Source organism: Cellulomonas sp. KU4C (genome assembly GCF_056868065.1).
In genome coordinates this window covers 2,484,891-2,511,656 of record NZ_CP200322.1, presented here as the reverse complement: position 1 = coordinate 2,511,656, position 26,766 = coordinate 2,484,891, and the positions used below count along the sequence as shown (strand labels likewise).

Sequence of the window (26,766 nt, the reverse complement as noted above, 5' to 3'; positions counted from 1 at the left end):
CCGCGGGGCGACCGCCGTCGTGGCGTCGATGCAGGTGGCGGCCCCGGGAGGGCACCACCGTCCGAGCCTAACCCGGTGGTGCGACACGGCCACCGTCCGATTTGCCCGATGGCGTGAACTTCCCCTCGACGCGCTGGCGCCCGCGGGGCCCGCGCGTATGGTGTGGACATGGGTCTGTTCCGCAACCGTGGCCCGCGCCGCGGACCCGACCGGCCGGACCGCGCCGCGTCCGCGCGCGAGACCGGTCCCGTCCCCGCCAACCCCGGCCGCGGCGACCTGCGCGCGGGCCTGACCGGCAGCGGGGTGCGGGTCGACGACGGCCGCCCCACGCCCCTGTCGTCCGAGCGCGTCGTGCAGTGGTTCGAGCGCAACGACTTCCACTACTTCGTCGACAACGACGGCGACCTCGGCGGCCTGTGGCGGGGCCGGCTGTTCTACTTCTTCCTGTTCGGCGACCGGCAGGAGATCCTCCAGGTCCGCGGGCAGTGGCACCGGGAGATCACCATCGAGCGCCTCGAGGAGGTGCTGGACGCCTGCACCGAGTGGAACGCGGAGCGGATCTGGCCCAAGGCGTACGTCCGCGTCCGCGACAACGGCATGGTGCACGTCGTCGCGGAGGTGTCGACCGACCTCGAGCACGGCGCGACCGACGACCAGCTCAGCCAGATCCTGTTCTGCGGCCTGAGCTCGTCGAGCACGTTCTTCGACGCCATCGACGAGCTCTACCCCGACCCCGCGACGGTGGCACCGTGACCGCGCCGCGCACGCCCGGCTGGCTGTCCCGGGTCCTCGGCGAGCGCACCGCGCCGGCGACCACCGAGCGCAGCGTCACGCCGCAGGCCCGACCGACTCCCCTGACCCGGGACCGCGTCGCCGCCACGCTGCAGAGCCGCGGCTACCACTACCGGGTCGACGAGGACGGCGACCTGACCGGCGTCTGGAACGACTCCCGGTTCTGGTTCCTCCTGCTCGGCGAGCAGCACGAGATCCTGCAGGTCCGCGGCCGGTGGCACCGGCAGCTGCCGGTGGCGAGCCGCCGGTCCGTCGCCCTGGCGCTCAACGACTGGAACCGCGAGCGCATCTGGCCGAAGCTCTACCTCCGCGAGGAGGAGGGCCAGCTGGCGGTCTACAGCGAGGTCTCGACCGACCTCGAGCACGGGGTCACCGACGAGCAGCTCGACCAGCTGGTGTCGTGCGGGCTCGGCACGGGCGTGCAGAGCTTCGCGTCGTTCGAGTCGCTGCTGCCGCCGCAGGTCTGAGCACGCAGGTCTGAGCCCCCGCAGGCGCCTCAGCGCGGCCCGCGGCCGATCGTCGGCAGCCCCAGCAGCACCGGCGCGGCCGGTCCCGTCGCGGCCCCTCCGGTCCCGCAGGCGTCGCCCGCCCCGCCGTGCGCGTGGTCGTCCTCGCCGGACTGCCGCCGCTCCCAGGCGTCGCCGGCGCGGGTGCGGCGGACCGCGAACGTCCCGCCCCGGGCCCCGGAGTCGGCGACGAGGTGGTGCGGCGCCGCGTGCGTGATCTCGGCGGCCACCAGGTCGCCGGGCCGCGGGGCGGCGTCCTCGGGGAGCCCGTCGGGCAGCGCGAGGTGCACCAGCCGGTTGTCGGCGGCGCGGCCGGACAGCCGGCGGGTGGCGCCGTCCTTGCGCCCCTCCCCCTCGGCCAGCAGCACCTCGACGGTCCGGCCGACCTGGCGCTGCGCCTCGGCCAGCCCGATCCGGTCCTGCAGCGCGGTCAGGCGCTCGTACCGCTCCTGCACGACCGCCTTGGGCAGCTGGTCGGGCAGGTCCGCGGCGGGCGTGCCGGGGCGCGGCGAGTACTGGAACGTGAACGCCGAGGAGAACCGCGACGCCTCGACCACGCGCAGCGTCTCGGCGAAGTCCTCCTCGGTCTCGCCGGGGAAGCCCACGATGATGTCGGTCGTGATCGCCGCGTCCGGCATGGCGGTGCGCACGCGGTCGAGGATCCCGAGGAACTTCTCGGACCGGTAGGACCGGCGCATCGCGCGCAGCACCCGGTCGGAGCCGGACTGCAGCGGCATGTGCAGGCTCGGCATCACGGTCGGCGTCTCGGCCATCGCGGCGATGACGTCGTCGGTGAACGACGCGGGGTGCGGCGACGTGAACCGCAGCCGCTCCAGCCCCGGGACGGCCCCCGCGGCGCGCAGCAGCTTCGCGAACGCCCCGCGGTCGCCGAACTCGACCCCGTAGGAGTTCACGTTCTGCCCGAGCAGCGTCACCTCGATCGCACCCTGGTCGACCAGCGCGGCGACCTCCGCGAGGACGTCGCCCGGCCGACGGTCGCGCTCCTTGCCGCGCAGGTGGGGCACGATGCAGAACGTGCAGGTGTTGTTGCAGCCGACGCTGATGGACACCCAGCCCGCGTAGACGGACTCGCGGCGCGTCGGCAGGGTCGACGGGAAGACCTTGAGCGACTCCTCGATCTCGACCTCGGCGGCCTCGTTGTGCCGGGCGCGCTCCAGCAGCACCGGCAGCACGTCGAGGTTGTGCGTGCCGAACACGACGTCCACCCAGGGCGCGCGCTCGACGATGCCCGAGCGGTCCTTCTGGGCGAGGCAGCCCCCGACGGCGATCTGCATGCCGGGGCGGGCGCGCTTGGTCCCGGCGAGGCGGCCCAGGTTGCCGTAGAGCTTGTCCGCCGCGTTCTCCCGGACCGCGCACGTGTTGATGACGATGACGTCGGCGTCCTCCGCGGCCACGGCCTCGGGCGTCGCGGCGACGTAGCCGGCCTGCTCGAGCATCCCGGCCATGTGCTCCGAGTCGTGCACGTTCATCTGGCAGCCGAGCGTCTTCACCAGGTAGGTGCGCGCGGGGGCGGCGGCGCTCGACGTGGGGGCGTCGGCGGCGGCCGGGGCGGGGGGCGTGGTCGTCGTGCTCATCGCCGACCAGGGTACGTCCGCGGGCGCGCGGGGCCGGCGGGCGCCACCCGCCCGGCGTCCGTATGACCGCAGCGTTTCCTATCTGTGACCTGGAACGGTGGCGCAGGTAACAAACGCCCCATAGGTTCCAGGGATGGCACAGCCCGACCCGGCCCCGGCCCGCGAGCCCGGCGCTGCGACCCCGCACCTCGGCGAACCCCTCGTCGTCCTCGACCACGTCGACAAGCACTTCGGCGCTCTGCACGTCCTCAAGGACGTCAACCTCACCGTGCACCGCGGCGAGGTCGTCGTCGTGATCGGTCCGTCCGGCAGCGGCAAGTCCACGCTCTGCCGGACCATCAACCGGCTCGAGACCGTCGAGTCCGGCACCATCACCGTCGACGGCACCCCGTTGCCCGCCGAGGGCCGCGCCCTCGCCCGGCTGCGCGCCGACGTCGGCATGGTGTTCCAGTCGTTCAACCTGTTCGCGCACCGCACGGTGCTCCAGAACGTGACGCTCGGGATGCGCAAGGTGCGGCGGATGCCCGCCGCCCAGGCGAAGGAGCGCGCGATGGCCCTGCTGGAGCGCGTGGGCGTCGCCAGCCAGGCCGACAAGCTGCCCGCCCAGCTTCTCCGGCGGCCAGCAGCAGCGTGTGGCGATCGCCCGCGCGCTGGCGATGGAGCCCAAGGTCATGCTGTTCGACGAGCCGACCTCGGCGCTCGACCCCGAGATGATCAACGAGGTCCTCGACGTGATGACGTCGCTCGCCGCCGAGGGCATGACGATGGTCGTCGTCACGCACGAGATGGGCTTCGCCCGCCGGGCCGCCCACCGCGTCGTCTTCATGGACGGCGGCGCGATCGTCGAGGAGGCCGAGCCGGAGACGTTCTTCACGGCCCCCCGCAGCGACCGCGCCCGCGACTTCCTGTCCAAGATCCTGACCCACTGACGCCCGACGACCGCACCGCAGACTCACCACCGACTCGCCACCACCCGAGGAGAGCCCGATGAGAACCCGCACCGCAGGAACGATCGCCCTCACCGCCGTCGCCGCGCTCACGCTCGCCGCGTGCGGCGGGTCCGACGACGACGCCGCGTCCGCCCCGGAGGTCTCGGACGTCGAGGCCGCCGACTTCCCCGAGGGCTCGACGATGGCCGAGCTCGCCGACGCCGGGAAGATCCGGATCGGCACGAAGTTCGACCAGCCGCTGTTCGGCCTGGTCGGCCCCGACGGCACGCCCGAGGGCTTCGACGTCGAGATCGGCAAGATCATCGCCGGCGCCCTCGGCATCCCCGAGGACGGCATCGAGTGGACCGAGACGATCTCGTCCAACCGCGAGTCGTTCATCGAGTCCGACCAGGTCGACGTCGTCATCGCGACCTACACGATCAACGACGAGCGCAAGAAGGTCGTCTCGTTCGCCGGGCCGTACTACGAGGCCGGCCAGTCGATCCTCACGCTCGCCGACAACGAGGACATCCAGGGCCCCGACGACCTCGCGGGCAAGAAGGTCTGCACCGTCTCCGGGTCCACCCCCGAGGCGAACCTGCTGGAGAACTTCCCCGACACCGAGGTCGTGCCGTTCGGCGCCTACTCCGACTGCCTGGAGCCCCTGCGCGGCGGCCAGGTCGACGCGATCAGCACGGACAACGTGATCCTCGCCGGCTTCGCGGCCGACGACCCGACGTTCGAGGTCCGCGGCGAGCCGTTCACCGCCGAGCCCTACGGCATCGGCCTGGCGCTCGACGACACCGACTTCCGGATGTGGATCAACGACACCCTGGAGGCGGCGTTCGAGGACGGCACCTGGACCGAGGCGTGGGAGGCCACCGCCGGCACGGTCCTGCCGACCCCGGAGCCCCCGGCCGTCGACCGGTACTGACACCCCCGGTGCCCGGCCCGCCGCCGTGCGGGCCGGGCACCGCTCCCGTCCTCCCCGAGTGAAGGGCCCTGCGTGGACCTGATCGCCGACAACCTGCCGGCCTACCTGAGCGGGTTCCTCTCGACCCTGCGGCTGACCGCCTACTCCGGTGCGATCGCGCTGGCCCTGGGCACGGTGCTCGCCGCCATGCGCGTCTCCCCCGTGGCCCCGCTGCGCGCCCTCGCCGTGACCTACGTCGAGGTCCTGCGCAACACGCCGCTGACGCTCGTGTTCTTCTTCCTGCTGTTCGTGGCGCCGCAGTTCGGCGTGCTGCCCCCGCTCGGGTTCTGGACCGCCGTCATCGCGCTGTCCGCCTACACCTCGGCGTTCGTCAGCGAGGCCGTGCGGTCCGGGATCAACGCCGTGCCGATCGGCCAGGCCGAGGCGGCGCGCGCGATCGGGCTCACGTTCGGGCAGACCCTCGGCCTGGTCGTGCTCCCGCAGGCCGTGCGGTCGGTCGTCCCGCCGCTGATCAACGTCCTCATCGCCCTGGCGAAGAACACCTCGGTGGCCGCCGGGTTCGCGGTGGTCGAGCTGCTGGCCTCCGGCCGGCGGATCGCGCTGGCCAACCCCAGCGAGAGCATGCTCGCCCTCGCGGGGGTCGCGGTGTTCTACCTGGTCATCACCATCCCCGCCGGCCTGCTCGCCGGCGTCCTCGAGCGGAAGGTGGCGTTCGCCCGATGAGCTCCGTCCTGTACGACGAGCCCGGTCCCGTCGCCCGCCGCCGCGAGCGGATCGGGTCGGTGGTCGGCGCGGTCCTCATCATCGCGCTGCTCGCCCTCGCGTTCCGGTACGCCGACGGCCGCGGGCTGTTCGGCGCCGACCGCTGGGACGTGCTGTACGACCCGCCCAAGAACCAGTCCGCCGAGGACGTGTGGCGGTCGATGGTCGTGCGCGGCCTCGGTGCGACGCTGCGGGCCGCCGTGGTCGCCGCGCCCCTCGCGCTCGTCCTCGGGCTGCTGCTGGCGATGTGGCGGACGACCCGGATCGCCTGGCTGCGGCTGCCCGCGACCGCCGTGATCGAGCTGTTCCGCGGCCTGCCGGTGCTGCTGATGATGCTGTTCGCGCTGCTCGGCTTCGGCTGGGACGCGTTCGCGTCCGTCGTGTTCGGCCTCACGGTCTACAACATGGCGATCATCGCGGAGATCCTGCGCGCCGGGCTCGCGTCGCTGCCGAAGGGCCAGACCGAGGCCGCCTACGCCATCGGCCTGTCCCGCGCGCAGACGCTGCTGCTCGTGCAGCTCCCCAGGCCGTGCGCACCATGCTGCCGAGCCTGATCGCCCAGCTGGTGGTGCTGCTGAAGGACTCGTCGCTGGGGTTCGTCGTCGGCTACCCCGAGCTGCTCAAGGCCATGCAGAACAACGCCCAGTACTTCGGCAACAAGTACTACGTCGCGCTGTTCGTCGCGGGCGCCGGCATCTACCTCGTGGTGAACCTGTCGCTGACCCGCCTGGCGATCTGGCTCCAGGGCCGCAGCACCCGCACGTCCGCGACGATCACCGCCGACCCGACGCTGAACCCGACCGCGGGCGCTGCGGGCGGCGCGGGCGGCGGCGTGCGTCCGCCGAGATAGGACCACCGCGCCGAGTCAGGGCGCTGGGCGGACCTGACTCGGCGGGAACGTCCTGTCTCGGCGCACCGGCGGCCGGAGGGCCTGGGGTCAGCCCGCGGTCGCGCTGGCGCGGACCTCGCGGACGACGGTCACCTTGATCTCGCCCGGGTAGGACAGGTCGTGCTCGATGTGCCGGGCGATCTCGACCGCCAGCTTCCCCAGGTCGGCGTCGGGCACCTGGCTGGGCTCGACGACCACGCGCATCTCGCGTCCGGCCGCCATCGCCAGCGCGCGGCGGACCCCGGCGTGGCCCGCGACCAGCTCCTCGAGCTGCTCCAGCCGCTCGACGTGCTGGTCGACGTCCTCGCGCCGGGCGCCGGGCCGTGCCGCGGACATCGCGTCGGCGACCTGCACCAGGACGGCCTCGACCGTCTCGGCGGGCACCTCGTCGTGGTGCGCGGCGATCGCGTTCACCACCACGTCGGACTCCCCGTGCCGGGCGGCCAGCGCCGCGCCGACCTGCGCGTGCGGCCCGGGGACCTCGCCCGTCAGCGCCTTGCCGATGTCGTGCAGCAGGGCGCCGCGCCGGGCGACGTCGACATCCGCGCCGATCTCGACGGCGACCTGCGCGGCCAGCAGCGCCGACTCCACCAGGTGGTCCAGCACGTTCTGCCCGAACGAGGTCCGCAGCCGCAGCCGGCCGAGCACGCGCACCAGCTGCTCGTCGAGACCCCGCACCCCGGCGCGCTCGGCGGCGGCGTGACCGGCTTCGAGGGCGCGCTCGTCGGCCCCTGCCACGGCCTCCGCGTACGCCGCCTCGATGCGCTGCGGGTTGATCCGCCCGTCGGCCATCAGCGCCTCGAGTGCCACCGTCGCGACCTCGCGCCGGTCCGCGTCGAAGCACGACAGCACGACCGCGTCGGGCGACTCGTCGATCAGCACGTTGACGCCGGTGAGCGCCTCGAACAGCCGGATGTTCCGGCCCTCCTTGCCGATGATGCGGCCCTTCATCTCCTCCGAGGGCAGCGCCACGAGGGTGACGGTGCTCTGGCTGCTGGTCGCGACGGCGGTGCGGTGCACGGCGGTCGCCAGCACCCGGCGGGCCCGCGACTCGGCGGTGCGGCGCGCTTGGGCCTCGATGCGGCGGATCGACGCGCTGGCGGCCGTCGCGGCCTCGGCGGTGAGCTGCCGCAGCAGCTCGGTGCGGGCCTCCGCGGCGGTGAGGCCCGAGGTCGCCTCGAGGCGCTCGACGGCCTCGCGGTCGGCGGCGGCGAGGCGGTCGGCGGCGGCGCGCTCGGCGGCCGCGCGCACCTCCGCGGCGGCCGCGGTCGCGGAGCCGGCCTGCGCGGCGGCGTCCCGGCGGAGCTCGGTGGCGGCGTCCTGCGCGGCGCGGGCGGCCCGCTCGTGCTCGGTCGCGGACCGCTCGGCGGCGGCGGCGCTCTCCTCGCGCTCCACCGCGCGGGCCTCCCGGCGCTGGGCGTCCGCCAGCGCGGTCCGCGCCTCGTCCCTGATGCTCTGCACGTCCTCGGTGGCCTGCCGGCGCACGGCCGCGGCCTCGCGCCGGGCCAGCAGCACCAGGACGAGCGCGACGAGGCACGCGGCCAGCAGTCCCACCACGATCGCGGCGTCCTGCATGGGTGGTCACTCTCCTCGTCGTCGGCGCGACGCCGGTGCGCACCGGCCCAGGAGGCCGGCGCGGGTGAACCACGTCGCGGAGATCCCATTGTTCACCACCCGGCCCGCCCGGCGGGCCACGACACCACCAGGGTCTGGCCTCCCGACCGGGTCAGCCGTGGTCGGGACCGCCGGGCCACGCGTCGTCCGGGTCGGCGTCCTGCCCCTCGGCGGCGAGCTCCTCGCGGACGACCCGCGACACCAGCGACCCGCCGTACCCCTTGCGCCCGAGCGCGCCGTACGCCCGGCGGAGCCGGACCTCCCGGTCCAGTCCGCGGGTGGACGCGAGCTTCTTGCGGGCGAGTGCCCGCGCGGCCTGCTCCTCGTCGTCGTCGTCGACCTGGGCGAGCGCCTCGCGCGCCGTCTCGTCGTCGACGCCGCGCCGTCGCAGCTCGAGGGACAGCGCGCGCCGGGACAGCCCGCGCTCGGCGTGCCGGCTGCGGACCAGGATCTCGGCGTAGGCGGCGTCGTCCACCAGCCCGACCTCGGTGAACCGGTCCAGCACCCGGTCGGCGACCTCCTCCGGGACGTCGCGCTTCGCCATCGCCTCGGCGAGCTGCGCGCGGCTGCGCGGTGCGCCGGTGAGCAGCCGCAGCGCGACCGAGCGCGCCACCTGCTCCGGGTCGGGCTCGGCGTCGACCCCCGCGGCGCCCGACGACGGCGGCTCGGACGCGGGAGCACGGCCGCGCCCGCCGCCGCCCGAGCGACCCCAGCCGCCACCCGGGCGACCTCGACCGCGGGCCCGCTCGCGGCCGGGTGCGCGGTCCGCGTCGGCGCCGGCGGGGTCGGCGGCGGTGTCGAGCTCGACCGCGACGGAGGGGTCGGCGGCGAGGTCGGGCGTGGGGGCGAGGTCGGGCGTGGGGGCGAGGTCGGGCGTGGGGGCGAGATCGGACGCGCCGCTGAGTCTGCGGCGCAGCTCCTCCGCGACCCGACGGCGCTCGTCACGGTCGAGCCTCGGCACCCCGGGGTCGTCGGTGGCGCCGAGCGGGCTCGCGTCGAGCCCGACGTCCGCGCGCGATCCGCCGGTTCGGGCGTCGGGAAACGCACCGGGGCGGGGGTCGGAGCGGTCCTCGGAGCGCGCACCGGAGTCGGCGCCGGCGCGCGCCCCGGCGCGACCCGCTGGACGTGCGGCCGCCCGGACGTCACGACCGGGCCCTCTGCTCGTGCCGATGGGCCTCGAGCCGCCCCGTCCCGCGGCGGGCACCGTCGTGCCGGCCCACGCGCTCGCCGGTGCGGGCGCGTCGTCGTCCCAGACCGACGAGCCGCTCCCGGGTACCGCGCCGGCCGACCGTCCCGGGTCGTCCGTCCACGCCGAGGGCTCGGGCGTGTCGACCGACCAGGCTGAGCCGCCGTCCTCGGCGGGCGCCCAGGCGTCGTCGGCCGCGTCGGGCTGCGCCCACGCCGTGCCGTCGGCGGCCGAGGTGCCGTCGGCCTCGGTGCCGCCGGTCGCGTCGCCGGTCCCGGCCACCGGGCTCCCCCCGTCGTCCGTCCCGCGACGCGCGGGACCCGCGGGGTTCGTCGCCCCCGCGGGTCCCAGGCCGTCGTCGGACGGGTCGTGCGCGGTCGGCATCAGAAGTCGACCTTGACCTCCGCACCCGCGGGCGCCTCGACCTTCACACCGATCCCGAGCTTCTCCTTGATCTTGCGCTCGAGCTCGTTCGCGAGCTCGGGGTTGTCGCGCAGGAACCCGCGCGCGTTCTCCTTGCCCTGGCCGAGCTGGTCGCCGTCGTAGGTGAACCAGGAGCCGGACTTGCGGACGAACCCGTGCTCGACGCCCATGTCGATCAGCCCGCCCTCACGGGAGATGCCGACGCCGTAGAGGATGTCGAACTCGGCCTGCTTGAACGGCGGGGCCATCTTGTTCTTGACAATCTTGATACGGGTCCGGTTGCCGACCGCGTCGGTGCCCTCCTTGAGGGTCTCGATGCGGCGGATGTCCATCCGGACGGACGCGTAGAACTTCAGCGCCTTGCCACCGGTGGTGGTCTCGGGCGAGCCGAAGAACACGCCGATCTTCTCGCGCAGCTGGTTGATGAAGATCGCGGTGGTGCCGGAGGCGTTGAGCGCACCGGTGATCTTGCGCAGCGCCTGGGACATGAGGCGGGCCTGGAGACCGACGTGGCTGTCGCCCATCTCGCCCTCGATCTCCGCCTTCGGCACCAGGGCGGCGACGGAGTCGATGACGATGACGTCGATCGCGCCGGAGCGGATCAGCATGTCCATAATCTCGAGCGCCTGCTCGCCGGTGTCCGGCTGCGACACGAGGAGCGCGTCGGTGTCGACACCGAGCTTCTTGGCGTAGTCGGGGTCGAGCGCGTGCTCGGCGTCGATGAACGCCGCGATGCCGCCGGCCTTCTGCGCGTTGGCGACGGCGTGCAGCGCGACGGTCGTCTTGCCGGAGGACTCCGGGCCGTAGATCTCGACGACACGGCCCTTGGGCAGCCCGCCGATGCCGAGCGCGACGTCCAGCGCGATGGAGCCGGTGGGGATGACCTCGACGGGGGCGCGGCCGTCGTCGCCGAGGCGCATGATCGAGCCCTTGCCGAACTGGCGGTCGATCTGGCTGAGGGCGGCCTCGAGGGCCTTCTCGCGGTCCTGGGGAGCGGGCATGGTGTCCACCTGTTCGTCTGTCGTGCAGCGTCGCGCTGCGCCTGCAAGGGCTGGTCTCCGTGTCGTGCGGTGACGCTATGCCCGACCACCGACATGCACCCCGCGGCCGTCCACAACCCGCGCTCCCCTCCCCGTTGTGGAGGGCTCGCGGGCCGCGTCGGACCTCGCGGCGCGTCACCGGGGACCACACTAGCCGAACACCTGTTCGATCGGCGCACCGCCGTCCACCGGCGCGTCGCGGCGGCACGACACCACCCTCAGGCGGTCCCGGCGCCCGCTCCCAGCAGCTCGACCCGCTCCCCCAGGTGCGCCGCACCGCCCGGTTCGAGCAGCACCGGCTCGACCAGACCGCGACGCGCCAGCGCGTGCACGAAGGCCGGCCCGGCGCGGTCCATCCACCCGGGCGGCAGCCGCCGCGACACCGGCGGGTGCAGCGTGCCCCAGTGCACCGGCACGGCCCGCCGCGCACCCAGGGACTCGCACACCGCCGCCGCCTGCACCGGGTCCATGTGGCCGCCCGACAGCCGGGGGCCCCAGCCCCCCACCGGCACCAGCGCGAGGTCGATCGGCCCGCCCGCCAGCTCCGGCAGCCGGCGCATCGCGGGGTACGGCGCGGTGTCACCGGCGAACCACACCCGGACGCCCGGGGCGACGACGAGGAACCCGTGCGCGCTGTTCGGCCGGTGCGGCATCGGCCGGTCGCCGTGCACCGCGGGGACCTGGCGCACCCGGACGTCGGTGCCGGGCACCGGCCACCACTCGTCGTCGGCCAGCCCCGTCGCCCCGCCGATCCCGTGCCGCCCGAGCCAGTGCGCGGCGGCCGGCGCCGTGAGCACCGGCACGCCGTCCAGGAGCCGCAGCGAGCCGAGCTCCGCGTGGTCGTGGTGCAGGTGGGAGACCAGGACCGCGGAGGCACCCGCCCAGTGCTCGCGGCGCGGCGGTCCCGGGCGTCGGCGCAGCAGCCCGGCGTGCGGGCGCAGCAGCGGGTCGGTGAGCACGCGCGCGCCGCCGAGGTCGAGCACGAGGCTCGCGTGCCCCAGCCACCGGACGGTCACCGCGGCGGGCTCGTCGGCGGTCACCGTGCCACCCCGTCCCCGGTCCCCGGTCCGTCCCGGGTGCCCGCCCCGTCCCCCGTAGCCGCCGCGTCCGCCGCCGCGGCCTCGTCCCCGGGTCGCAGCCCCAGCGACCGGGCCCACCGCAGCAGCTGCTCGTGCACGCGGTCCGCGCCGACGGGCACCGGCGTCCCGTCGACGTCGGACAGCAGGTCGTCGTGGAGCGGCAGCCCGACGGGGTGCAGCAGCAGCGCGAGGTTCTGCGCCCCGCCGAGCCCGCCGTGCGAGCCGACCTGGCCCTCGAACGCGTGCACGTGCCCGGCGGGCGTCACGTCGGACAGCACCACGAGGTCCCCGACGTGCGGCAGCCGCCCGAGCCGGCGCAGGTCCGCCGCGGCCTGCCCGCCGTAGCGCGCGACGGGGTCGACGCCCTCGACGACCGCGCCGCCCTCGGCCTCCAGCCAGCGGATGCCGCCCGGCCCGACGGCCATCAGCCCGCGGGCCGCCGTGTCCACGACGACCAGGCCGATCCTCGGGGTGGCGGCCAGCCCGCGGACCAGGCCGGGCCACCGCTGCTCGACCTCCTCGAGCACGGGACGGCGGTCGAGCCGGGGGAACCACACCATGCCGAGGTTGCCCGACCCGGCGACCGCGACGTCGGGGCTGGCCGGGGCGCCCTCGGCGGGGGCGTCGGCGCGCCGGTCCCGGCCGGGCGGTCCGAGCACCACCGAGCGGTCCGTCCCCGGGCGGACGCCCGAGGAGCTGAGGAACGCGTTCAGCGGCCCCCACTCCTCGTCCGCGGCCGCCTGCACGGCGTCGAGGCCGGGGTCGGCCATCAGGCCCCGCACGACCTCGACCAGCGTGCGCCCTCCGGCCTGCTCGAACGTCGCCCCCAGGGTCTGCCCGTGGTCCGAGAGCACGACGACCCGGTAGTCCCGCGGGGCCGCCTCGACGACCCGGGACAGCGTGTCGAGGACGCCGTCCAGGCCCTCGAGAGCCCGCAGCGCCTCGGGCCGGGTGGGTCCGGCGTGGTGCGCGATCTCGTCGTAGTCGACCAGGTCGACGAACACGACGGGCGCCCCGCGCACCAGCTGCTCGGCGACCAGCGACGTGGCGAGGTCCCGGAGCAGCACGTTCGTCACCCCGCGCAGCACCACGTACCAGCCGCGGCGCGGGACCCGCGGGCGCACGTCGCGCAGCCGCTGGCGACGCCCCTGGTACAGCTCCTCGACCATCTCCCCGAGCGTGAGCGTGACCGCGCGGGTCAGCACGAACGGGCTGGCGAAGAACCGCAGGTACGACGTGCCGGGCCCGATGCCGCGCCGGGCCTGGCTCATCACGAGCAGCTGGCGCTCCGCGTCGCCGGAGAACATGGTGGAGACCGCCGCTCCCCCGTCCGCGAGCAGCCCGCGCCCGTCCGACAGCCGCCGCTCGACCAGGGCCGCGTCGTCGGGGTGGTTGGTCACGACCAGCCGGCCGACGTCGCGGTCCCACCAGCGGAACGACGGCACCGCGTCGGCTGCCCCGTGCAGCAGCCCCGCCTGGCTCGCCGGGGTGGTGCACGGGGCCTGCGCCCACCAGCCGTGCAGGTGGTGGGAGCCGTCGGCGACCCAGCGCGCCATCGTCGGGACCAGACCGGCGTCGACGGCCTGGGCGAGCACGGGCGCGGCGACGCCGTCCAGCTGGACGACCAGCAGGCCCGGCGGGCGGTCGTCGCCGTGGCCGGCCCCCTCACCGGCGCGGCGCGCGCGGGACCGGGCCCGGCGCAGCACGTCGCCGACGACGTAGTCGGAGTCCGCGGCGCCCCAGACCCAGCGGCCCACGGCCATGACGCAGCCGGTGATGACCAGCACCGGCAGCACCGCCCAGCCGTTCGCCACGTGCAGCCCCGGCACGACCCGTAGCGCGAGCCAGGCCACGAGCACCTGCGCGCCGAGCCCGGCGACCAGCGCCCCCATCGCCCCGCCGACCCGCGCGAGCACGCGCAGCGACGGCCGCAGCACCAGGTCCCCGACCGCCACGACCAGCGCGGCGAGCAGCACCGCGCCGGGGTTGTCGGCCGAGACGCCGTCGACCACCGCGAGCGCCGCGCCCAGCCCGACGGCGGTGGCGACCAGGCCCAGCAGGGCGTCGCCGACGTCGCTGAGCGTGACCGACCACCGGGACCGGTGCGGGACCACGGAGGGCACGGGGCCAGCGTGCCACGCGCCGCTCGTGGGCAGGGGCGGGATGGACGCCGGGCGGATCGGCGCCGGGGCGGATCAGCGCCGCGGGGGCGGGGCCTGCCGGTGCCGGTCGTCGCCCCAGCGCTGCGGGTCGGGGATGTCGAGCTCGTCGCAGAGCGCGTGCCAGACGTCCCGCGGCTCGACGCCGGCGTCGAGCGCCTGCTCGGGCGTGCGGTCGCCGAGCCGGGGCAGCACGAGCTCGCGCACCAGGGCGCGCCCGTGCGCGCTGCCGAGCACCTCGTCGACCAGCAGCCAGAACTCCCGATGCCGCACCGTGCCTCCTCCTCGTCCGACGGGCCGCGCGGTCACGAGACCGCCGGGCGAGCGTACGCGCGGCCCGGCACCCGCGCGCGTGTCGGTGCCCCGGGACACAATGGCGCGGTGACCCCAGCCCCGCCGACCGCCACCACCGGCGAGGACGTCCTCTCCCGGTTCTCGGAGCCGACCCAGGACTGGTTCCGCGGCGCGTTCGCGGAGCCCACCGCCGCGCAGGCCGGTGCGTGGGACGCGGTGTCCACCGGGCGGCACGCGCTGGTCGTCGCGCCGACCGGGTCGGGCAAGACGCTCGCGGCGTTCCTGTGGGCGCTGGACCGGATCACCTCGACCCCGCCGGACGCCGACGCCGACCCCCTGACCCGGTGCCGGGTGCTGTACGTGTCGCCGCTGAAGGCGCTGGCGACCGACGTCGAGCGGAACCTCCGCTCGCCGCTGGTGGGCGTGCGGCAGGCGGCGACCCGGCGCGGGCTGACGCTGCCCGACGTGCAGGTCGGCGTCCGCACCGGAGACACCCCGCCGAACGAGCGGCGCGCGTTCGCGACCAAGCCGCCGGACATCCTCATCACGACGCCCGAGTCGCTGTTCCTCGTCCTGACCTCCCAGGCGCGGGCGGGCCTGTCGGGCGTCCAGACGGTGATCCTCGACGAGATCCACGCGGTCGCCGGCACCAAGCGCGGCGCGCACCTCGCCGTGTCGCTGGAGCGCCTGGACGCGCTGCTCGACCGCCCCGGCGGCCCCGGCCCCGCGCAGCGCGTCGGGCTGTCCGCGACCGTGACCCCCGTGGACCGTGTGGCGGCGTTCCTCGCCGGCGGCCGCGCGCCCGCCGACCACGGGCGCGAGGTGGTCGTGGTGCAGCCGCCGTCGACCAAGGAGATCCGGGTCGACGTGGTCGTGCCCGTCCCCGACCTGACCGACCTCGGCGCGCCGTTGCCCGAGGACCCGTCGCGCCCGCCGCGCGCCCCTCGCACCCCGAGCCCGGACGACGTCGCCCCGCTCGCCCCCGGCGAGGCCGACCTCACCGGTCAGGCCGCGAGCGCCGGCGGCACCCGCCCGTCCATCTGGCCGCACGTGGAGGAGCGCGTCGTCGACCTCGTCGCCGACCACCGCTCGACGCTCGTGTTCACCAACTCCCGGCGCGGCGCGGAGCGGCTGACCGCCCGGATGAACGAGGTCTGGGCCGAGCGGCAGGGCGAGGACGTGCCCGACCCCGGCGGGCTCTGGGCGGCGCAGGCCACGGGCCAGTCGGGCACGGCCGTCGGCGTCGACACCCGCGACGCGGGCACGATCATCGCGCGCGCCCACCACGGGTCGATGAGCCGCGCGGAGCGCACCCGCACGGAGTCCGAGCTCAAGGCCGGGCTGCTGCCCGCGGTGGTCGCGACCAGCTCGCTCGAGCTCGGCATCGACATGGGTGCGGTCGACCTGGTGGTCCAGGTCGGCGCCCCGCCGTCGGCGGCCAGCGGCCTGCAGCGCATCGGGCGCGCGGGCCACCAGGTCGGTGCGGTCTCGCACGGCGTGGTGTTCCCGACCTTCCGCGGCGACCTGGTGCCCGCCGCGGTCACGGCGCTGCGGATGCGCGCGGGGCAGATCGAGCCCCTGCACGTGCTGACCAACCCGCTCGACGTGCTCGCGCAGCAGGTCGTCGCGATGGTGGCGACGGAGGACTGGACCGTCCCGGAGCTCGCCGCCGTGGTCCGCCGGTCCGCGCCGTTCGCCACGCTCGGCGACGCGACGCTGCGGGCCGTGCTGGACATGCTCGCCGGCCGGTACCCGAGCGAGGAGTTCGCGGAGCTGCGCCCCCGCATCGTCTGGGACCGCGCGACCGACGTGATCAGCGCGCGGCCCGGCGCCCTGAGGCTCGCGGTGACCAGCGGCGGCACCATCCCCGACCGCGGCCTGTACGGCGTGTTCCTGGCCTCGGGCTCGGAGACGGCCGACGTGCCGTCCGACCCCGAGCGCGCCGGCGGCCGCACCCGCGGGGGCAAGCGGGTCGGCGAGCTCGACGAGGAGATGGTCTACGAGTCCCGGGTCGGGGACACCTTCACGCTCGGGTCGAGCACCTGGCGGATCGAGGACATCACCCCCGACCGCGTGCTCGTGACCCCCGCCCCCGGCGTGCCCGGGCGGCTGCCGTTCTGGAAGGGCGACTCCCAGGGCCGGCCGGCGTCGCTCGGCCGCGCGATGGGCGCGTGGTCCCGCGAGGTCGCCGAGCTGCCCGACGAGGCCGCCCGCACCCGCGTGCAGGAGGCGGGGCTCGACGCGTGGGCCGCGGACAACCTCCTGGGCTACCTGCGCGAGCAGCGGGAGGCCACGGGCGTCCTGCCGAGCGACGTCACCGTCGTGGTCGAGCGGTTCCGGGACGAGCTCGGGGACTGGCGCGTCGTCGTGCACTCGCCGTTCGGCGCGCGGGTGCACGCGCCGTGGGCGCTGGTGCTCGGCGCCCGGCTGCGCGAGCGGTTCGGGATCGACGCCGCCGCGATGCACGCGGACGACGGCATCGTGCTGCGTCTGCCGGACATGCTCGCGGCGGCGGCCGACCCGGTCGGCGACCTGCTGGGCTGGTCCGCCCCCGACGCGTCGCCGGGCGGGCTCGACGACGCCGCGCCCGTCGACGCCGCCGACCTGCTGATCGAGCCCGACGAGGTCCCCGACGCCGTCCGGGCCGAGCGAGGCGGCTCCGCGATGTTCGGCGCGCGGTTCCGCGAGGCCGCGGCGCGCGCGCTGCTGCTCCCCCGCCGCCGGCCCGACCGCCGCCAGCCCCTGTGGCAGCAGCGGCAGCGCTCCGCCCAGCTGCTGAGCGTCGCGTCCCGGTACCCGGACTTCCCGATCCTGCTGGAGGCCGTGCGCGAGTGCCTGCAGGACGACTTCGACATCGACGCGCTGGTCGAGCTCATGCGCGACGTCTCCGCCGGCCGGGTCCGGGTCGTCGAGGTGACCACCACCCGGCCGTCGCCGTTCGCCCAGTCGCTGCTGTTCGGCTACACCGCGCAGTTCCTCTACGACGGCGACGCCCCGCTGGCCGAGCGCCGGGCCGCCGCCCTGACCCTCGACCCGACGCTGCTGGACGAGCTGCTCGGCAGCGGGGGCGGCTCCCAGATCGCGGACCTGCTCGACCCCGACGCGGTGCTGCGCACGGAGGCCGAGGTCTCCGGCACGGACCCGGAGCGGCAGGCCCGGACCGTCGAGCAGGTGGCCGACGTCGTCCGGCGGCACGGACCGCTCCCCCTCGCGGGCGTCGAGGCCCGCACCCGCGAGGACGTCCGCACGGAGGTCGCGGGCTGGCTCGCCGACCTCGAGCAGGCGCGGCGGCTGATCCGGGTGCGGATCTCCGGCGTGCCCGTCGGGGACGGCGACCAGTGGGCGGCCGTCGAGGACGCCGGGCGGCTGCGGGACGCGCTCGGGGTGGCGCTGCCCGTGGGGGTGCCCGAGGTGTTCACCGAGGTGCTGCCGGACCCGCTCGGCGACCTGCTGCGCCGGCACGCGCGCACCCACGGCCCGTTCACCGCCGCGCAGGCGGCCGCCCGGTTCGGGCTCGGCACCGCCGTCGCCCAGTCCGCCCTGCGGCCGCTGGAGCGCGCGGGCGTCGTCGTGCAGGGCCGGCTGCGGCCGGACGCGCTGGGCGGCACCGGGGACGAGTACTGCGACGCCGACGTGCTGCGCACCCTGCGGCGCCGGTCGCTCGCGGCGCTGCGCTCCGAGGTCGAGCCCGTCCCGCAGGTCGCGCTCGGGCGGTTCCTGCCGGCCTGGCAGCACGCCACCGGCCGCCCAGGACCCGGCGCGCTGCGTGGCGTCGACGGGCTGGCGCGCGCCGTCGAGCAGCTGGCCGGCGCCGCCGTGCCCGCCTCCGCGCTGGAGACGCTGGTGCTGCCCGCGCGCGTGACCGACTACTCCCCGGCGCTGCTCGACGAGCTGACCGCCGCGGGCGAGGTCCTCTGGGCGGGGCACGCCACGCTGCCCGGCAAGGACGGGCTGGTCAGCCTGCACCTCGCCGCGACCGCCGACCTCACGCTCCCGATGATCACGCCGCCCGACCAGGAGTCCGCCGGGCTGCTCGACACGCCGGTGCACCGGGCGCTCGTCGAGGCGCTGCGCGGTGGCGGCGCGTACTTCGTCGGCGCCCTGGCCACGCGGGTCGCGGACGTCCTCGGCCCGGACGACGCCACGTCGCAGACCACCCTCCAGGCCACCCTGGTCGACGCGCTCTGGGACCTGGTGTGGGCGGGCCTGGTGACGAACGACGGCCTCGCTCCCCTGCGCGCCCGGCTCGCCGGCGGGAGGACCGCGCACCGCACGGCGTCGGCGACGCCCCCGCGGGCCCGGGCGCTGACCATGGGTCGCTACGGCCGGGGCTCGGGCCTCGGGCTGCGCGGGCCGGGGTCGGGCGCCACGTCGTCCGGGGTCGGGGGCCGCGGGCCCGGTGCCGGCGGCGAGGCGGGCGGCCGCTGGTCGATGCTGCCCGAGCGCGAGCCCGACCCGACCCGGCGCGCGCACGCCCTCGCGGCGCAGCTGCTCGACCGGCACGGTGTCCTCACCCGCGCGGTCGCCCCCGCGGAGGGCATCGCCGGGCAGTTCGCGCCGGTCTACCGCGTGCTCGCCGCCCTCGAGCAGGCCGGACAGGTGCGGCGCGGCTACTTCGTCGAGCACCTCGGCGGCTCGCAGTTCGCGCTGCCGGGGGCGGTCGACCAGCTGCGCGGCGACGCGCGCCAGCTCGAGCGGATCGCCGAGCAGTCCGTCCCCGCCGACGCCGACCGCGCCGTCGTGCTGCTGGCCGCGACCGACCCCGCGAACCCGTACGGCGCGGCGCTCGGCTGGCCCGTCCGGGCCGACGCCCCCACCGGGCACCGCCCGGGCCGCAAGGCGGGGTCGGTGATCGTGCTCGTCGACGGGGCGCTCGTGCTCTACCTCGAACGCGGCGGTCGGACCGTCCTGACCTTCACCGACGACGAGACCGCCCTGCGGCTCGCCACCGCCCGGCTCGCCGACGCCGTGCGCGACGGGCACCTCGGGCGCGTGACCCTGGTCCGGGGCGACGGCGAGGAGCTGCTCAGCGGCGGCGTCGAGTCCACGGCCCTCGGCCGGGCGCTCACCCTCGCCGGCTTCGCGCCGACGCCGCGAGGCATGCGGCTGCGGGGCGCGCGGTGACGCGCGGACGGCCGACGAGGCGCGGACCCCTGGTGGCGCGCGGTGCCTGAGGGCGACATCCTCCGGCGCACGGCGACCCGCCTGGACCAGGCCCTCGCCGGTCGCGAGCTCGTCCGGTCCGACCTGCGCTGGCCGACGGCCGCGACCGTCGACCTCGTCGGCCGGACCGTCCTCGGCACCGCGTCCTACGGCAAGCACCTGCTCACGAGGTTCGACGACGGCCGCACCCTGCACACCCACCTGCGGATGGACGGGTCCTGGCGGGTGGCCCGCACGGGCTCACCGGGCGCCCGCGCGGCGAGCCCCGCCGTCCGGGCGGTGCTGGCGAACGCCACCTGGACGGCCGTCGGCGAGCTGATCGGGATGCTCGACGTGGTGGCGACCCGCGACGAGCACACCCTGATCGGGCACCTCGGCCCCGACCTGCTCGCGGACGACTTCGAGCCCGACGGCCTCGCGGAGGCGCTGCGCCGGTGGGCGGCCCGCGGCGCGACCCCGGTGTGCGAGGTGCTGCTCGACCAGACCGTCGTCGCCGGCATCGGCACGATCTACATGGCCGACTCCCTGTTCCTGGAGAAGATCTGGCCGTGGACCCCCGCCGACGAGGTCCCCGACCCCGGCCGGCTGCTCCGGGTGGCGCGCGCGATCATGCAGCGCTCGGTGGGGACGTCCACCCCGTCCACGACCGGCGAGGTGTACCGCGGCCGGACCACGTGGGTGCACGGACGGCTCCGCGAGCCGTGCCGCCGCTGCGGCGCCCCCGTCCGCCGCGGCCTCGCCGGCCACCCCCCGACGGAGCGCCCCGCGTACTTCTGCGGCGTCTGCCAACGACCCCCCACCTGACGGCCCACCCGCGCGAGTGGATCCATCCTGGCCGACACACCGGCGCGTCGGACGGGATGGATCCACTCGTGCCGCGGGAGTAGGCCCCGGACGCGACGACGCCCGGTCGCGCGCCGCCGGTGGGGCGGGTGCGACCGGGCGTCGGACGTCCGGGGTGGGCTCAGCCGATCGGCGCGAGCCCGCCCGCTGACGGGCCCAGGCCCGGTCCTGCCGGGCGAGTGCCGACGCGAGGTCCGCGGGGACGGTGTCGGGGATCAGCAGACCCTCGGCCACCGCGATGCGGTCGCTCACCTCGCGCAGCACGATCGACAGCGGGGTGTCGAGCGCGTCGCAGATGCTGGCCAGCAGCTCCGACGACGCCTCCTTCTGCCCGCGCTCGACCTCGCTGAGGTACCCCAGCGACACGCGGGCCGCGGAGGACACCTCGCGCAGCGTCCGGCCCTGCCGCTGCCGGGCGTTCCGCAGCACGTCACCGATCTCACGGCGCAACACGACCATCTGGCGTCCCCCCTTCGTGTCCCGTTCCTGCTCCTGCCGTCCCGCCGGAGCGCCCAGGGGCGCCTTCCTGACGAGCGCGGCACTCTTGTGGCTCCGCTCAGGGAGGGTCCCACCGTACAGGTCGCCGCCGACACGGGCAGTGCCGGGGCGGGTGGTCGGTCTGGTGTTCCTCACGTGATGCCCAACGCGGAGGGACCCTCCGGTGTTCCCGGGCCGCCCGGGGCGTCCGCCGACCGGACCGCGTCGACCGCCTCGCGCAGCACGGCGGCGCAGGTCGCGGCGCGGATCCCGGCACGGTCCCCGACCAGGGCCAGCGTCCGGACCACGGTGCCCGCCGGGGTCGCGACCGCGATGTGCACCGTGCCGGGTGAAAACCCGTCCTGCGGGTCCGGGCCGGCGACGCCGGTGGTGCTGAGCCCCACGTCGGCGCCGAGCACGCCGCGCACGCGCTCGGCCATCTGTCGGGCGACGTCGGGGTGCACCGCGCCGTGCGCCGCGAGCAGGTCGGCGTCGACGCCGAGCACCGAGGCCTTCGCGTCGGTGGCGTAGGCCACGACCCCGCCGCGGACCGACCGCGACGCGCCCGGGACGTCCACGAGTGCGGCGACGACCTGGCCCCCGGTCAGGGACTCGGCGGTCGCGACGGACCAGGACCGCTCCCGCAGCGCGGCCAGCAGCGCCTGCGCGGCCTCGGGCGCGTCCGGGTGCGCCGACGGGGTCGCCGGGCCGGTCGCCTCCGGGCCGGTCACCGGCGTGGCGTCACCGCGTCGGGCCCGCTCCCGGGTCCTCCGGGCCGGTGCCCCGGGGCCGCGGCGTCGTCGGGGACGTCTCCGGCGGGCGCGGTCGTCCCGGTCTCGGCGGCGCGCCGCGCGACGTCGTGCCCGCCCGCGGCGGCCTCGCGCCGCACGCGGACCGCGGTGCGCACGTAGTCGGCGCCGGTGACCAGGGTGACGACCACGGCCACGCCCATCAGGACGCTCGCGATCACGAGGGCGAACGTCGGCAGGTGGTCGAGCGGCAGCAGGAACGCGCCGACCGCCACGGACTGCATGACGGTCTTGATCTTGCCGCCGCGCGAGGCGGGTAGTACGACGTACCGGAGCAGGAAGAACCGCATCACGGTGATGCCGAGCTCGCGCACGAGGATCGCGGCGGTCACCCACCAGCTGAGGTCCCCGAGCCAGGACAGCGCGACCAGCGCGGACCCGATCAGCGCCTTGTCGGCGATCGGGTCGAGCATCTTGCCGAGGTCGGTGACCAGGCCCATCCGCCGCGCGAGGTACCCGTCGACCCGGTCGGTCGCGGCCGCGAGCACGAACAGCCCGGTCGCGACGAGCCGCCAGGTCACGTCCTGCCCGCCGTCGACCAGCAGGGTCCACGCGAAGAACGGCACCACGACGATGCGCAGCACCGTGACGAGGTTGGCGACGTTCCACGGCGAAGGGCGGCTCACCCGCCACAGCCTACGGGGCGGGGCGCCTCACGTCGGAATCGCGGGCGCCCGCCCCGGGACGCATGCTCAGCGCAGGTCGTCCGCGTCGTCGTGGTAGTCGACCGCCTCGGGCGGCTCTCCCGGCATCCGGCCCTCGGGCGCGGCGTACCGGTCGTCGCCGCCGGACGGGGCAGCCGCGGCGCCGGGCTCGGGCTCGCCGCGGAGCATCGCGAGCGTCCCCGGCAGGTCGTCGGGCTGCACCATCACCTCGCGGGCCTTCGACCCCTCGGAGGGACCGACGATCTCGCGGGACTCGAGCAGGTCCATCAGCCGACCGGCCTTCGCGAACCCGACCCGGAAGCTTGCGCTGGAGCATCGACGTGGAGCCGAACTGCGTCGTGACGACGAGCTCGGCGGCCTGCAGCAGCAGGTCCAGGTCGTCGCCGATGTCCTCGTCGACCTGCTTCTTCACCGCGGCGACGGCGACGTCCTCGCGGTAGACGGGCTTGAGCTGGGTCTTCACGTGCTGGACGACCGCGTGGATCTCGCTCTCGGAGACCCAGGCCCCCTGCGTGCGCATCGGCTTCGCGGCGCCCATCGGCAGGAACAGCGCGTCGCCCTGGCCGATCAGCTTCTCGGCGCCGGGCTGGTCGAGCACGACGCGGGAGTCGGTGAGCGACGAGGTGGCGAACGCGAGGCGGGACGGCACGTTGGCCTTGATGAGGCCGGTGACGACGTCGACCGACGGCCGCTGGGTGGCGAGCACCAGGTGGATGCCGGCGGCGCGCGCGAGCTGGGTGATCCGCTGGATCGAGGCCTCGACGTCGCGCGGCGCGACCATCATGAGGTCGGCGAGCTCGTCGACGATCACGAGCAGGTACGGGTAGGCGGCGATCTTCCGCTCGGAGCCGGGCAGCGGCTTGACCTTGCCGGCCTTGACCGCGGCGTTGAAGTCGTCGATGTGCTTGAACCCGAACATCGCGAGGTCGTCGTAGCGCGCCTCCATCTCCCGGACCACCCACTCGAGGGCCTCGGCGGCCTTCTTCGGGTTGGTGATGATCGGGGTGATGAGGTGCGGGATGCCCTCGTAGACGGTGAGCTCGACGCGCTTCGGGTCGACCAGCACCATGCGGACCTGGTCGGGGGTCGACCGCATGAGGATCGACACGATCATCGAGTTCACGAACGACGACTTGCCGGCTCCGGTCGCACCGGCGACGAGCATGTGCGGCATCTTGGCGAGGTTCGCGACGACGTAGCCGCCCTCGACGTCCTTGCCGACGCCGATCACCATCGGGTGCTCGGTGCGCCGGGACGCGCTGGACCGGAGCACGTCGCCGAGCGACACGGTCTCGCGGTCGGTGTTCGGGATCTCGATGCCGATGGCGGACTTGCCGGGGATCGGCGACAGGATGCGCACGTCGGCGCTGGCGACCGCGTACGCGATGTTCTTGCTCAGGGCGGTGACGCGCTCGACCTTGACGCCCTTGCCGAGCTCGACCTCGTACCGGGTGACGGTCGGGCCGCGGGTGAACCCGGTGACCTGGGCGTCGATCTCGAAGTTCTCGAGCACGCTGGTCAGGGCCTCGACGACCCGGTCGTTCGCCGCGGACCGGACCTTGTGCGGCGCCCCCTTGGCGAGCACGTCCTCGGACGGCAGCGTGTAGAGCACGTCGCCCTCGAGCATCGGCTGCTCGCCGCGGGGCACGCCCGTGGTGGGCGGCGCGACGGGCTCGGGGCGCTCGGCCGGCGTGGTCGCGCCGACGGCGGTGACCGCCTGGGTCGGGGCGGTCGGGGCGCGGGGGACGTCGACGTCGTCGGCGAGGTCGTCCGGGTCCAGGACCGCGGTGGCGTCCTCCTCGTCGCGGCGGCGCCGGTCCACGATGGCGGCGCGCTCGAAGGCCTCGTCGCCCGCGTAGCCCTCGAGCAGCGCGGCCTCCGCGGCCTGAGCGGCCTCGCGCTCGCGCTTGCGTCGGCCGAGCAGCCCCGTGCGCGCGGGCTTGGCCGGGGGCTCCTCGACCGCCGTGTGACCGGCGTTGATGACCAGCGGCGCGTCCTCGTCCTCGACGACGTCCTCGTCGCGGTGGTTGCCGGTGAGCCGGTCGTAGACGCCGCGCAGGCGCGGGCCGATCTGGTTGACGGGGGTCGCGGTGACCACCAGCACGCCGAAGAACGCGAGCAGCACGAGCAGCGGGACCGTCGCCCACGCGGTGACGAGGCTGACCAGGGGCGTGCCGACGAGGTACCCGATGATGCCGCCCGCGTCGCGCACGGGCTCGAACCCGCCGGACGGCGCCGGCAGGCCCTGCTGGACGTGCACCAGGCCGCAGGCGGCGAGGGTGATGGCGGTGACGCCGATACCGATGCGGGAGTTGGCCTGCTCCTGCTCGGGGTGCCGCATCAGCCGGACGGCGACGAGCACCAGCGCGAGGGGCACCGCCACGGCGACCCGGCCGAACGTGCCGGCGACGACCACGTGCACCGCGTCGGCGGCCATGCCGTCCAGGCCCCACCACTCGCGCACGGCGACCACGATGGCCAGGGCGAGCAGGAAGAAGGCGGCCCCGTCCCGGCGCAGGCCGGGGTCGAGGTCGCGGGCGCCGCGGCCGACCCGGCGGGCGGCGCCGCCGACGACGTGGGCGGCACCCATCCAGATGCCGCGGACCATGCGGATCGGCAGGGCCGGACGCGACGGGGGCGGCGGCGCGGCCTTCGCACCGGAGGCGCGGGAGCCGGAACCGGACGCGCGGCCGGCCTGCGCGCCGCTGCGGGCGCGCGACCCGGTAGCCGCAGACCCGCGGGTGGCGGTGGAGGACGGACGTGCGGCCATGGTCCTCACGGTAGCCGCCGGGGCCCGTCGACCCGCGGACCCGGGCCCCGTCGAGGCGTGTCGGTGACCGGGGCCACACGTCCCGCCCTCGCGGGGCGGGACGTGCGGCTCCGGGGGCGCCCCGCCGGGGCGCGACCGGCGTCAGGCCGCGACGACGACCGGGATGATCATCGGCCGGCGGCGCAGGCGGTTGGACACCCAGCGCCCCACGACGCGGCGCACGACCTGCTGCAGCTGGTGCGTGTCGACGGCCCCGGTGCGGGTGGCGTCCTCGAGCGCGGCGACCACGTCGGGGAGGATGCCCTGGAACACCGCGTCGTCCTCGGCGAACCCGCGCGCGTGGATCTGCGGCTGGGTGAGGACCTTGCCGTCCGTCGAGCTGACCACGGCGAAGATCGAGATGAAGCCCTCGTCGCCGAGGATGCGGCGGTCCTTGAGGTCGGCCTCGGTGATCTCGCCGACGCTGGAGCCGTCGACGAACACGTACCCGCAGGGCACGGCGCCGACGACGCTCGCCCGACCGTCGACCAGGTCGACGACCACGCCGTCCTCGGCGAGCACCACGCGGTCGGCCGGGACGCCCGACTTCACCGCGAGCGCCCCGTTGGCGACCAGGTGCCGGACCTCGCCGTGCACCGGCATGACGTTGCGCGGCTTGAGGATGTTGTAGCAGTACAGGAGCTCGCCGGCGCTGGCGTGGCCGGAGACGTGCACCTTGGCGTTGCCGCCGTGCACGACGCGCGCGCCGAGCCGGGTCAGGCCGTTGATGACCCGGTAGACGGCGTTCTCGTTCCCCGGGATCAGCGACGACGCGAGGATGACCGTGTCGCCGATGCCGACCGAGATCTTGTGGTCGTTGTTGGCGATCCGGGACAGCGCCGCCATCGGCTCGCCCTGGGAGCCGGTGCACATGAGCACCAGCTCGTCGTCGCGGATGTCGCCGAGGCGCTTCGCGTCGACCAGGACGCCCTCGGGCACCTTGAGGTAGCCGAGCTCGGCCGCGATGGTCATGTTGCGGATCATCGAGCGGCCGACCAGCGCGACCTTGCGCTCGTGCGCGGCGGCGGCGTCGAGGACCTGCTGCACGCGGTGCACGTGCGAGGAGAACGAGGCGACGACGATCTTGCGGGCGGACGTGGCGAACACGCCGTCCAGCACCGGCCCGATCTCGCGCTCGGGGGTGACGAAGCCGGGGACCTCGGCGTTGGTGGAGTCGACCATGAACAGGTCGACGCCCTGCTCGCCCAGGCGGGCGAACGCGCGCAGGTCGGTGATCCGGCCGTCGAGCGGCAGCTGGTCCATCTTGAAGTCGCCGGTGTGCAGCACGGTGCCCGCGGGCGTGGTGACCGCGACGGCCAGCGCGTCCGGGATGGAGTGGTTCACCGCGACGAACTCGAGCGAGAACGGGCCGACCTTCTCGGTCTCCCCCTCCTTGACCGCGTGGGTCAGCGGGGTGATCCGGTGCTCCTTGAGCTTCGCCTCGACGAACGCGAGCGTGAGCTGCGAGCCGATCAGCGGGATGTCCTTGCGCAGCCGCAGGAGGTACGGCACCGCGCCGATGTGGTCCTCGTGCCCGTGGGTGAGGACGACCGCGTCGATGTCGTCGAGCCGGTCGGCGATGTAGTCGAAGTCCGGCAGGATCAGGTCGACGCCGGGCTGGTGGTCCTCGGGGAACAGGACGCCGCAGTCGATGATGAGCAGGCGGCCGTCGTACTCGAGGACGGCCATGTTGCGACCGACCTCGCCGAGGCCGCCGAGGGCCACGATGCGCAGGGCGCCGTCCGGCAGGGCGGGCGGCAGGGCGAGGTCGGGGTGCGGGTGGGACATGCTTCTCCTG

18 protein-coding genes and 3 pseudogenes are annotated in these 26,766 nt (G+C 75.5%); 9 read left to right on the top strand and 12 right to left on the bottom strand.

Annotated features, from left to right (window positions below):
• The first annotated feature begins 168 nt into the window (after positions 1-168).
• The gene (locus AC1VL8_RS11940; protein ID WP_483075304.1) at positions 169-753 is read left to right on the top strand and encodes a type III secretion system chaperone family protein; all 585 of its coding nucleotides are present in this window, start codon (positions 169-171) and stop codon (positions 751-753) included.
• Positions 750-1,259, top strand: coding sequence for a type III secretion system chaperone family protein (locus AC1VL8_RS11935; protein ID WP_389227520.1), 510 nt, complete (start codon positions 750-752; stop codon positions 1,257-1,259). The genes AC1VL8_RS11940 and AC1VL8_RS11935 overlap by 4 nt, the downstream gene beginning before the upstream one ends.
• A 29-nt stretch (positions 1,260-1,288) precedes the next feature.
• On the opposite strand, the gene miaB is transcribed toward AC1VL8_RS11935, so the two are convergent.
• Positions 1,289-2,893 carry a tRNA (N6-isopentenyl adenosine(37)-C2)-methylthiotransferase MiaB gene (gene miaB / locus AC1VL8_RS11930; RefSeq protein WP_483075303.1) on the bottom strand — a complete coding sequence of 535 codons (1,605 nt, stop codon included), beginning with the start codon at positions 2,891-2,893 and terminating at the stop codon, positions 1,289-1,291.
• 133 nt (positions 2,894-3,026) lie between these two features.
• Here miaB and AC1VL8_RS11925 point away from each other — a divergent pair.
• From AC1VL8_RS11925 to AC1VL8_RS11905, 5 genes and pseudogenes are all read left to right on the top strand, one after another.
• Positions 3,027-3,822, top strand: a pseudogene (locus AC1VL8_RS11925) (amino acid ABC transporter ATP-binding protein).
• A gap of 58 nt (positions 3,823-3,880) precedes the next feature.
• Positions 3,881-4,756: a glutamate ABC transporter substrate-binding protein gene (locus tag AC1VL8_RS11920; protein ID WP_483075302.1), complete on the top strand. Its 876-nt coding sequence runs from the start codon at positions 3,881-3,883 to the stop codon at positions 4,754-4,756.
• Positions 4,757-4,828: 72 nt separating this feature from the next.
• Positions 4,829-5,479: an amino acid ABC transporter permease gene (locus AC1VL8_RS11915; RefSeq protein WP_389227508.1), complete on the top strand. Its 651-nt coding sequence runs from the start codon at positions 4,829-4,831 to the stop codon at positions 5,477-5,479.
• A complete protein-coding gene (locus AC1VL8_RS11910; protein WP_483075301.1) occupies positions 5,476-6,072 on the top strand; it encodes an ABC transporter permease subunit in 597 nt (198 codons plus the stop codon). The genes AC1VL8_RS11915 and AC1VL8_RS11910 overlap by 4 nt, the downstream gene beginning before the upstream one ends.
• The gene (locus tag AC1VL8_RS11905) at positions 6,057-6,368 is read left to right on the top strand and encodes a hypothetical protein (protein ID WP_483075300.1); all 312 of its coding nucleotides are present in this window, start codon (positions 6,057-6,059) and stop codon (positions 6,366-6,368) included. The genes AC1VL8_RS11910 and AC1VL8_RS11905 overlap by 16 nt, the downstream gene beginning before the upstream one ends.
• Positions 6,369-6,455: 87 nt before the next feature.
• Here the strand turns inward: AC1VL8_RS11905 and rny are convergent, their stop codons facing one another.
• The 6 genes from rny to AC1VL8_RS11875 form a co-directional block, all read right to left on the bottom strand.
• Entirely contained in the window at positions 6,456-7,982 is a 1,527-nt protein-coding gene (rny, locus tag AC1VL8_RS11900) for a ribonuclease Y (RefSeq protein ID WP_483075299.1), read from the bottom strand.
• 151 nt (positions 7,983-8,133) lie between these two features.
• A complete protein-coding gene (locus AC1VL8_RS11895; protein ID WP_483075298.1) occupies positions 8,134-9,591 on the bottom strand; it encodes a regulatory protein RecX in 1,458 nt (485 codons plus the stop codon).
• On the bottom strand, positions 9,591-10,631 hold the full coding sequence (gene recA, locus AC1VL8_RS11890; RefSeq protein WP_389227496.1) for a recombinase RecA: 1,041 nt from the start codon (positions 10,629-10,631) through the stop codon (positions 9,591-9,593). Before recA ends, AC1VL8_RS11895 begins: the two co-directional genes overlap by 1 nt.
• A 257-nt stretch (positions 10,632-10,888) precedes the next feature.
• On the bottom strand, positions 10,889-11,710 hold the full coding sequence (locus AC1VL8_RS11885; RefSeq protein ID WP_483075297.1) for an MBL fold metallo-hydrolase: 822 nt from the start codon (positions 11,708-11,710) through the stop codon (positions 10,889-10,891).
• Entirely contained in the window at positions 11,707-13,872 is a 2,166-nt protein-coding gene (locus AC1VL8_RS11880; protein WP_483075296.1) for an alkaline phosphatase family protein, read from the bottom strand. Before AC1VL8_RS11880 ends, AC1VL8_RS11885 begins: the two co-directional genes overlap by 4 nt.
• A 72-nt stretch (positions 13,873-13,944) precedes the next feature.
• Positions 13,945-14,181, bottom strand: coding sequence for a DUF3046 domain-containing protein (locus AC1VL8_RS11875; protein WP_483075295.1), 237 nt, complete (start codon positions 14,179-14,181; stop codon positions 13,945-13,947).
• Here AC1VL8_RS11875 and AC1VL8_RS11870 point away from each other — a divergent pair.
• Both AC1VL8_RS11870 and AC1VL8_RS11865 read left to right on the top strand, forming a co-directional pair.
• On the top strand, positions 14,173-19,326 hold the full coding sequence (locus AC1VL8_RS11870) for an ATP-dependent helicase (RefSeq protein WP_483075294.1): 5,154 nt from the start codon (positions 14,173-14,175) through the stop codon (positions 19,324-19,326). The genes AC1VL8_RS11875 and AC1VL8_RS11870 overlap by 9 nt on opposite strands.
• Before the next feature lie 42 nt (positions 19,327-19,368).
• The gene (locus AC1VL8_RS11865) at positions 19,369-20,169 is read left to right on the top strand and encodes an Fpg/Nei family DNA glycosylase (RefSeq protein WP_389227480.1); all 801 of its coding nucleotides are present in this window, start codon (positions 19,369-19,371) and stop codon (positions 20,167-20,169) included.
• 366 nt (positions 20,170-20,535) lie between these two features.
• Here the strand turns inward: AC1VL8_RS11865 and AC1VL8_RS11860 are convergent.
• From AC1VL8_RS11860 to AC1VL8_RS11840, 5 genes and pseudogenes are all read right to left on the bottom strand, one after another.
• A pseudogene (locus AC1VL8_RS11860) lies at positions 20,536-20,667 on the bottom strand (helix-turn-helix domain-containing protein); the annotation flags it as partial.
• Positions 20,668-20,837: 170 nt separating this feature from the next.
• Positions 20,838-21,416: a CinA family protein gene (locus AC1VL8_RS11855; protein WP_483075293.1), complete on the bottom strand. Its 579-nt coding sequence runs from the start codon at positions 21,414-21,416 to the stop codon at positions 20,838-20,840.
• Positions 21,413-22,120, bottom strand: coding sequence for a CDP-diacylglycerol--glycerol-3-phosphate 3-phosphatidyltransferase (gene pgsA, locus AC1VL8_RS11850; RefSeq protein ID WP_389227471.1), 708 nt, complete (start codon positions 22,118-22,120; stop codon positions 21,413-21,415). The genes AC1VL8_RS11855 and pgsA overlap by 4 nt, the downstream gene beginning before the upstream one ends.
• Positions 22,121-22,186: 66 nt before the next feature.
• Positions 22,187-24,929 (bottom strand): annotated as a pseudogene (locus AC1VL8_RS11845) (FtsK/SpoIIIE family DNA translocase).
• 141 nt (positions 24,930-25,070) lie between these two features.
• Complete coding sequence (locus AC1VL8_RS11840; RefSeq protein WP_483075292.1) at positions 25,071-26,756, bottom strand: ribonuclease J; 1,686 nt, start codon at positions 26,754-26,756, stop codon at positions 25,071-25,073.
• Positions 26,757-26,766 lie beyond the last annotated feature (10 nt).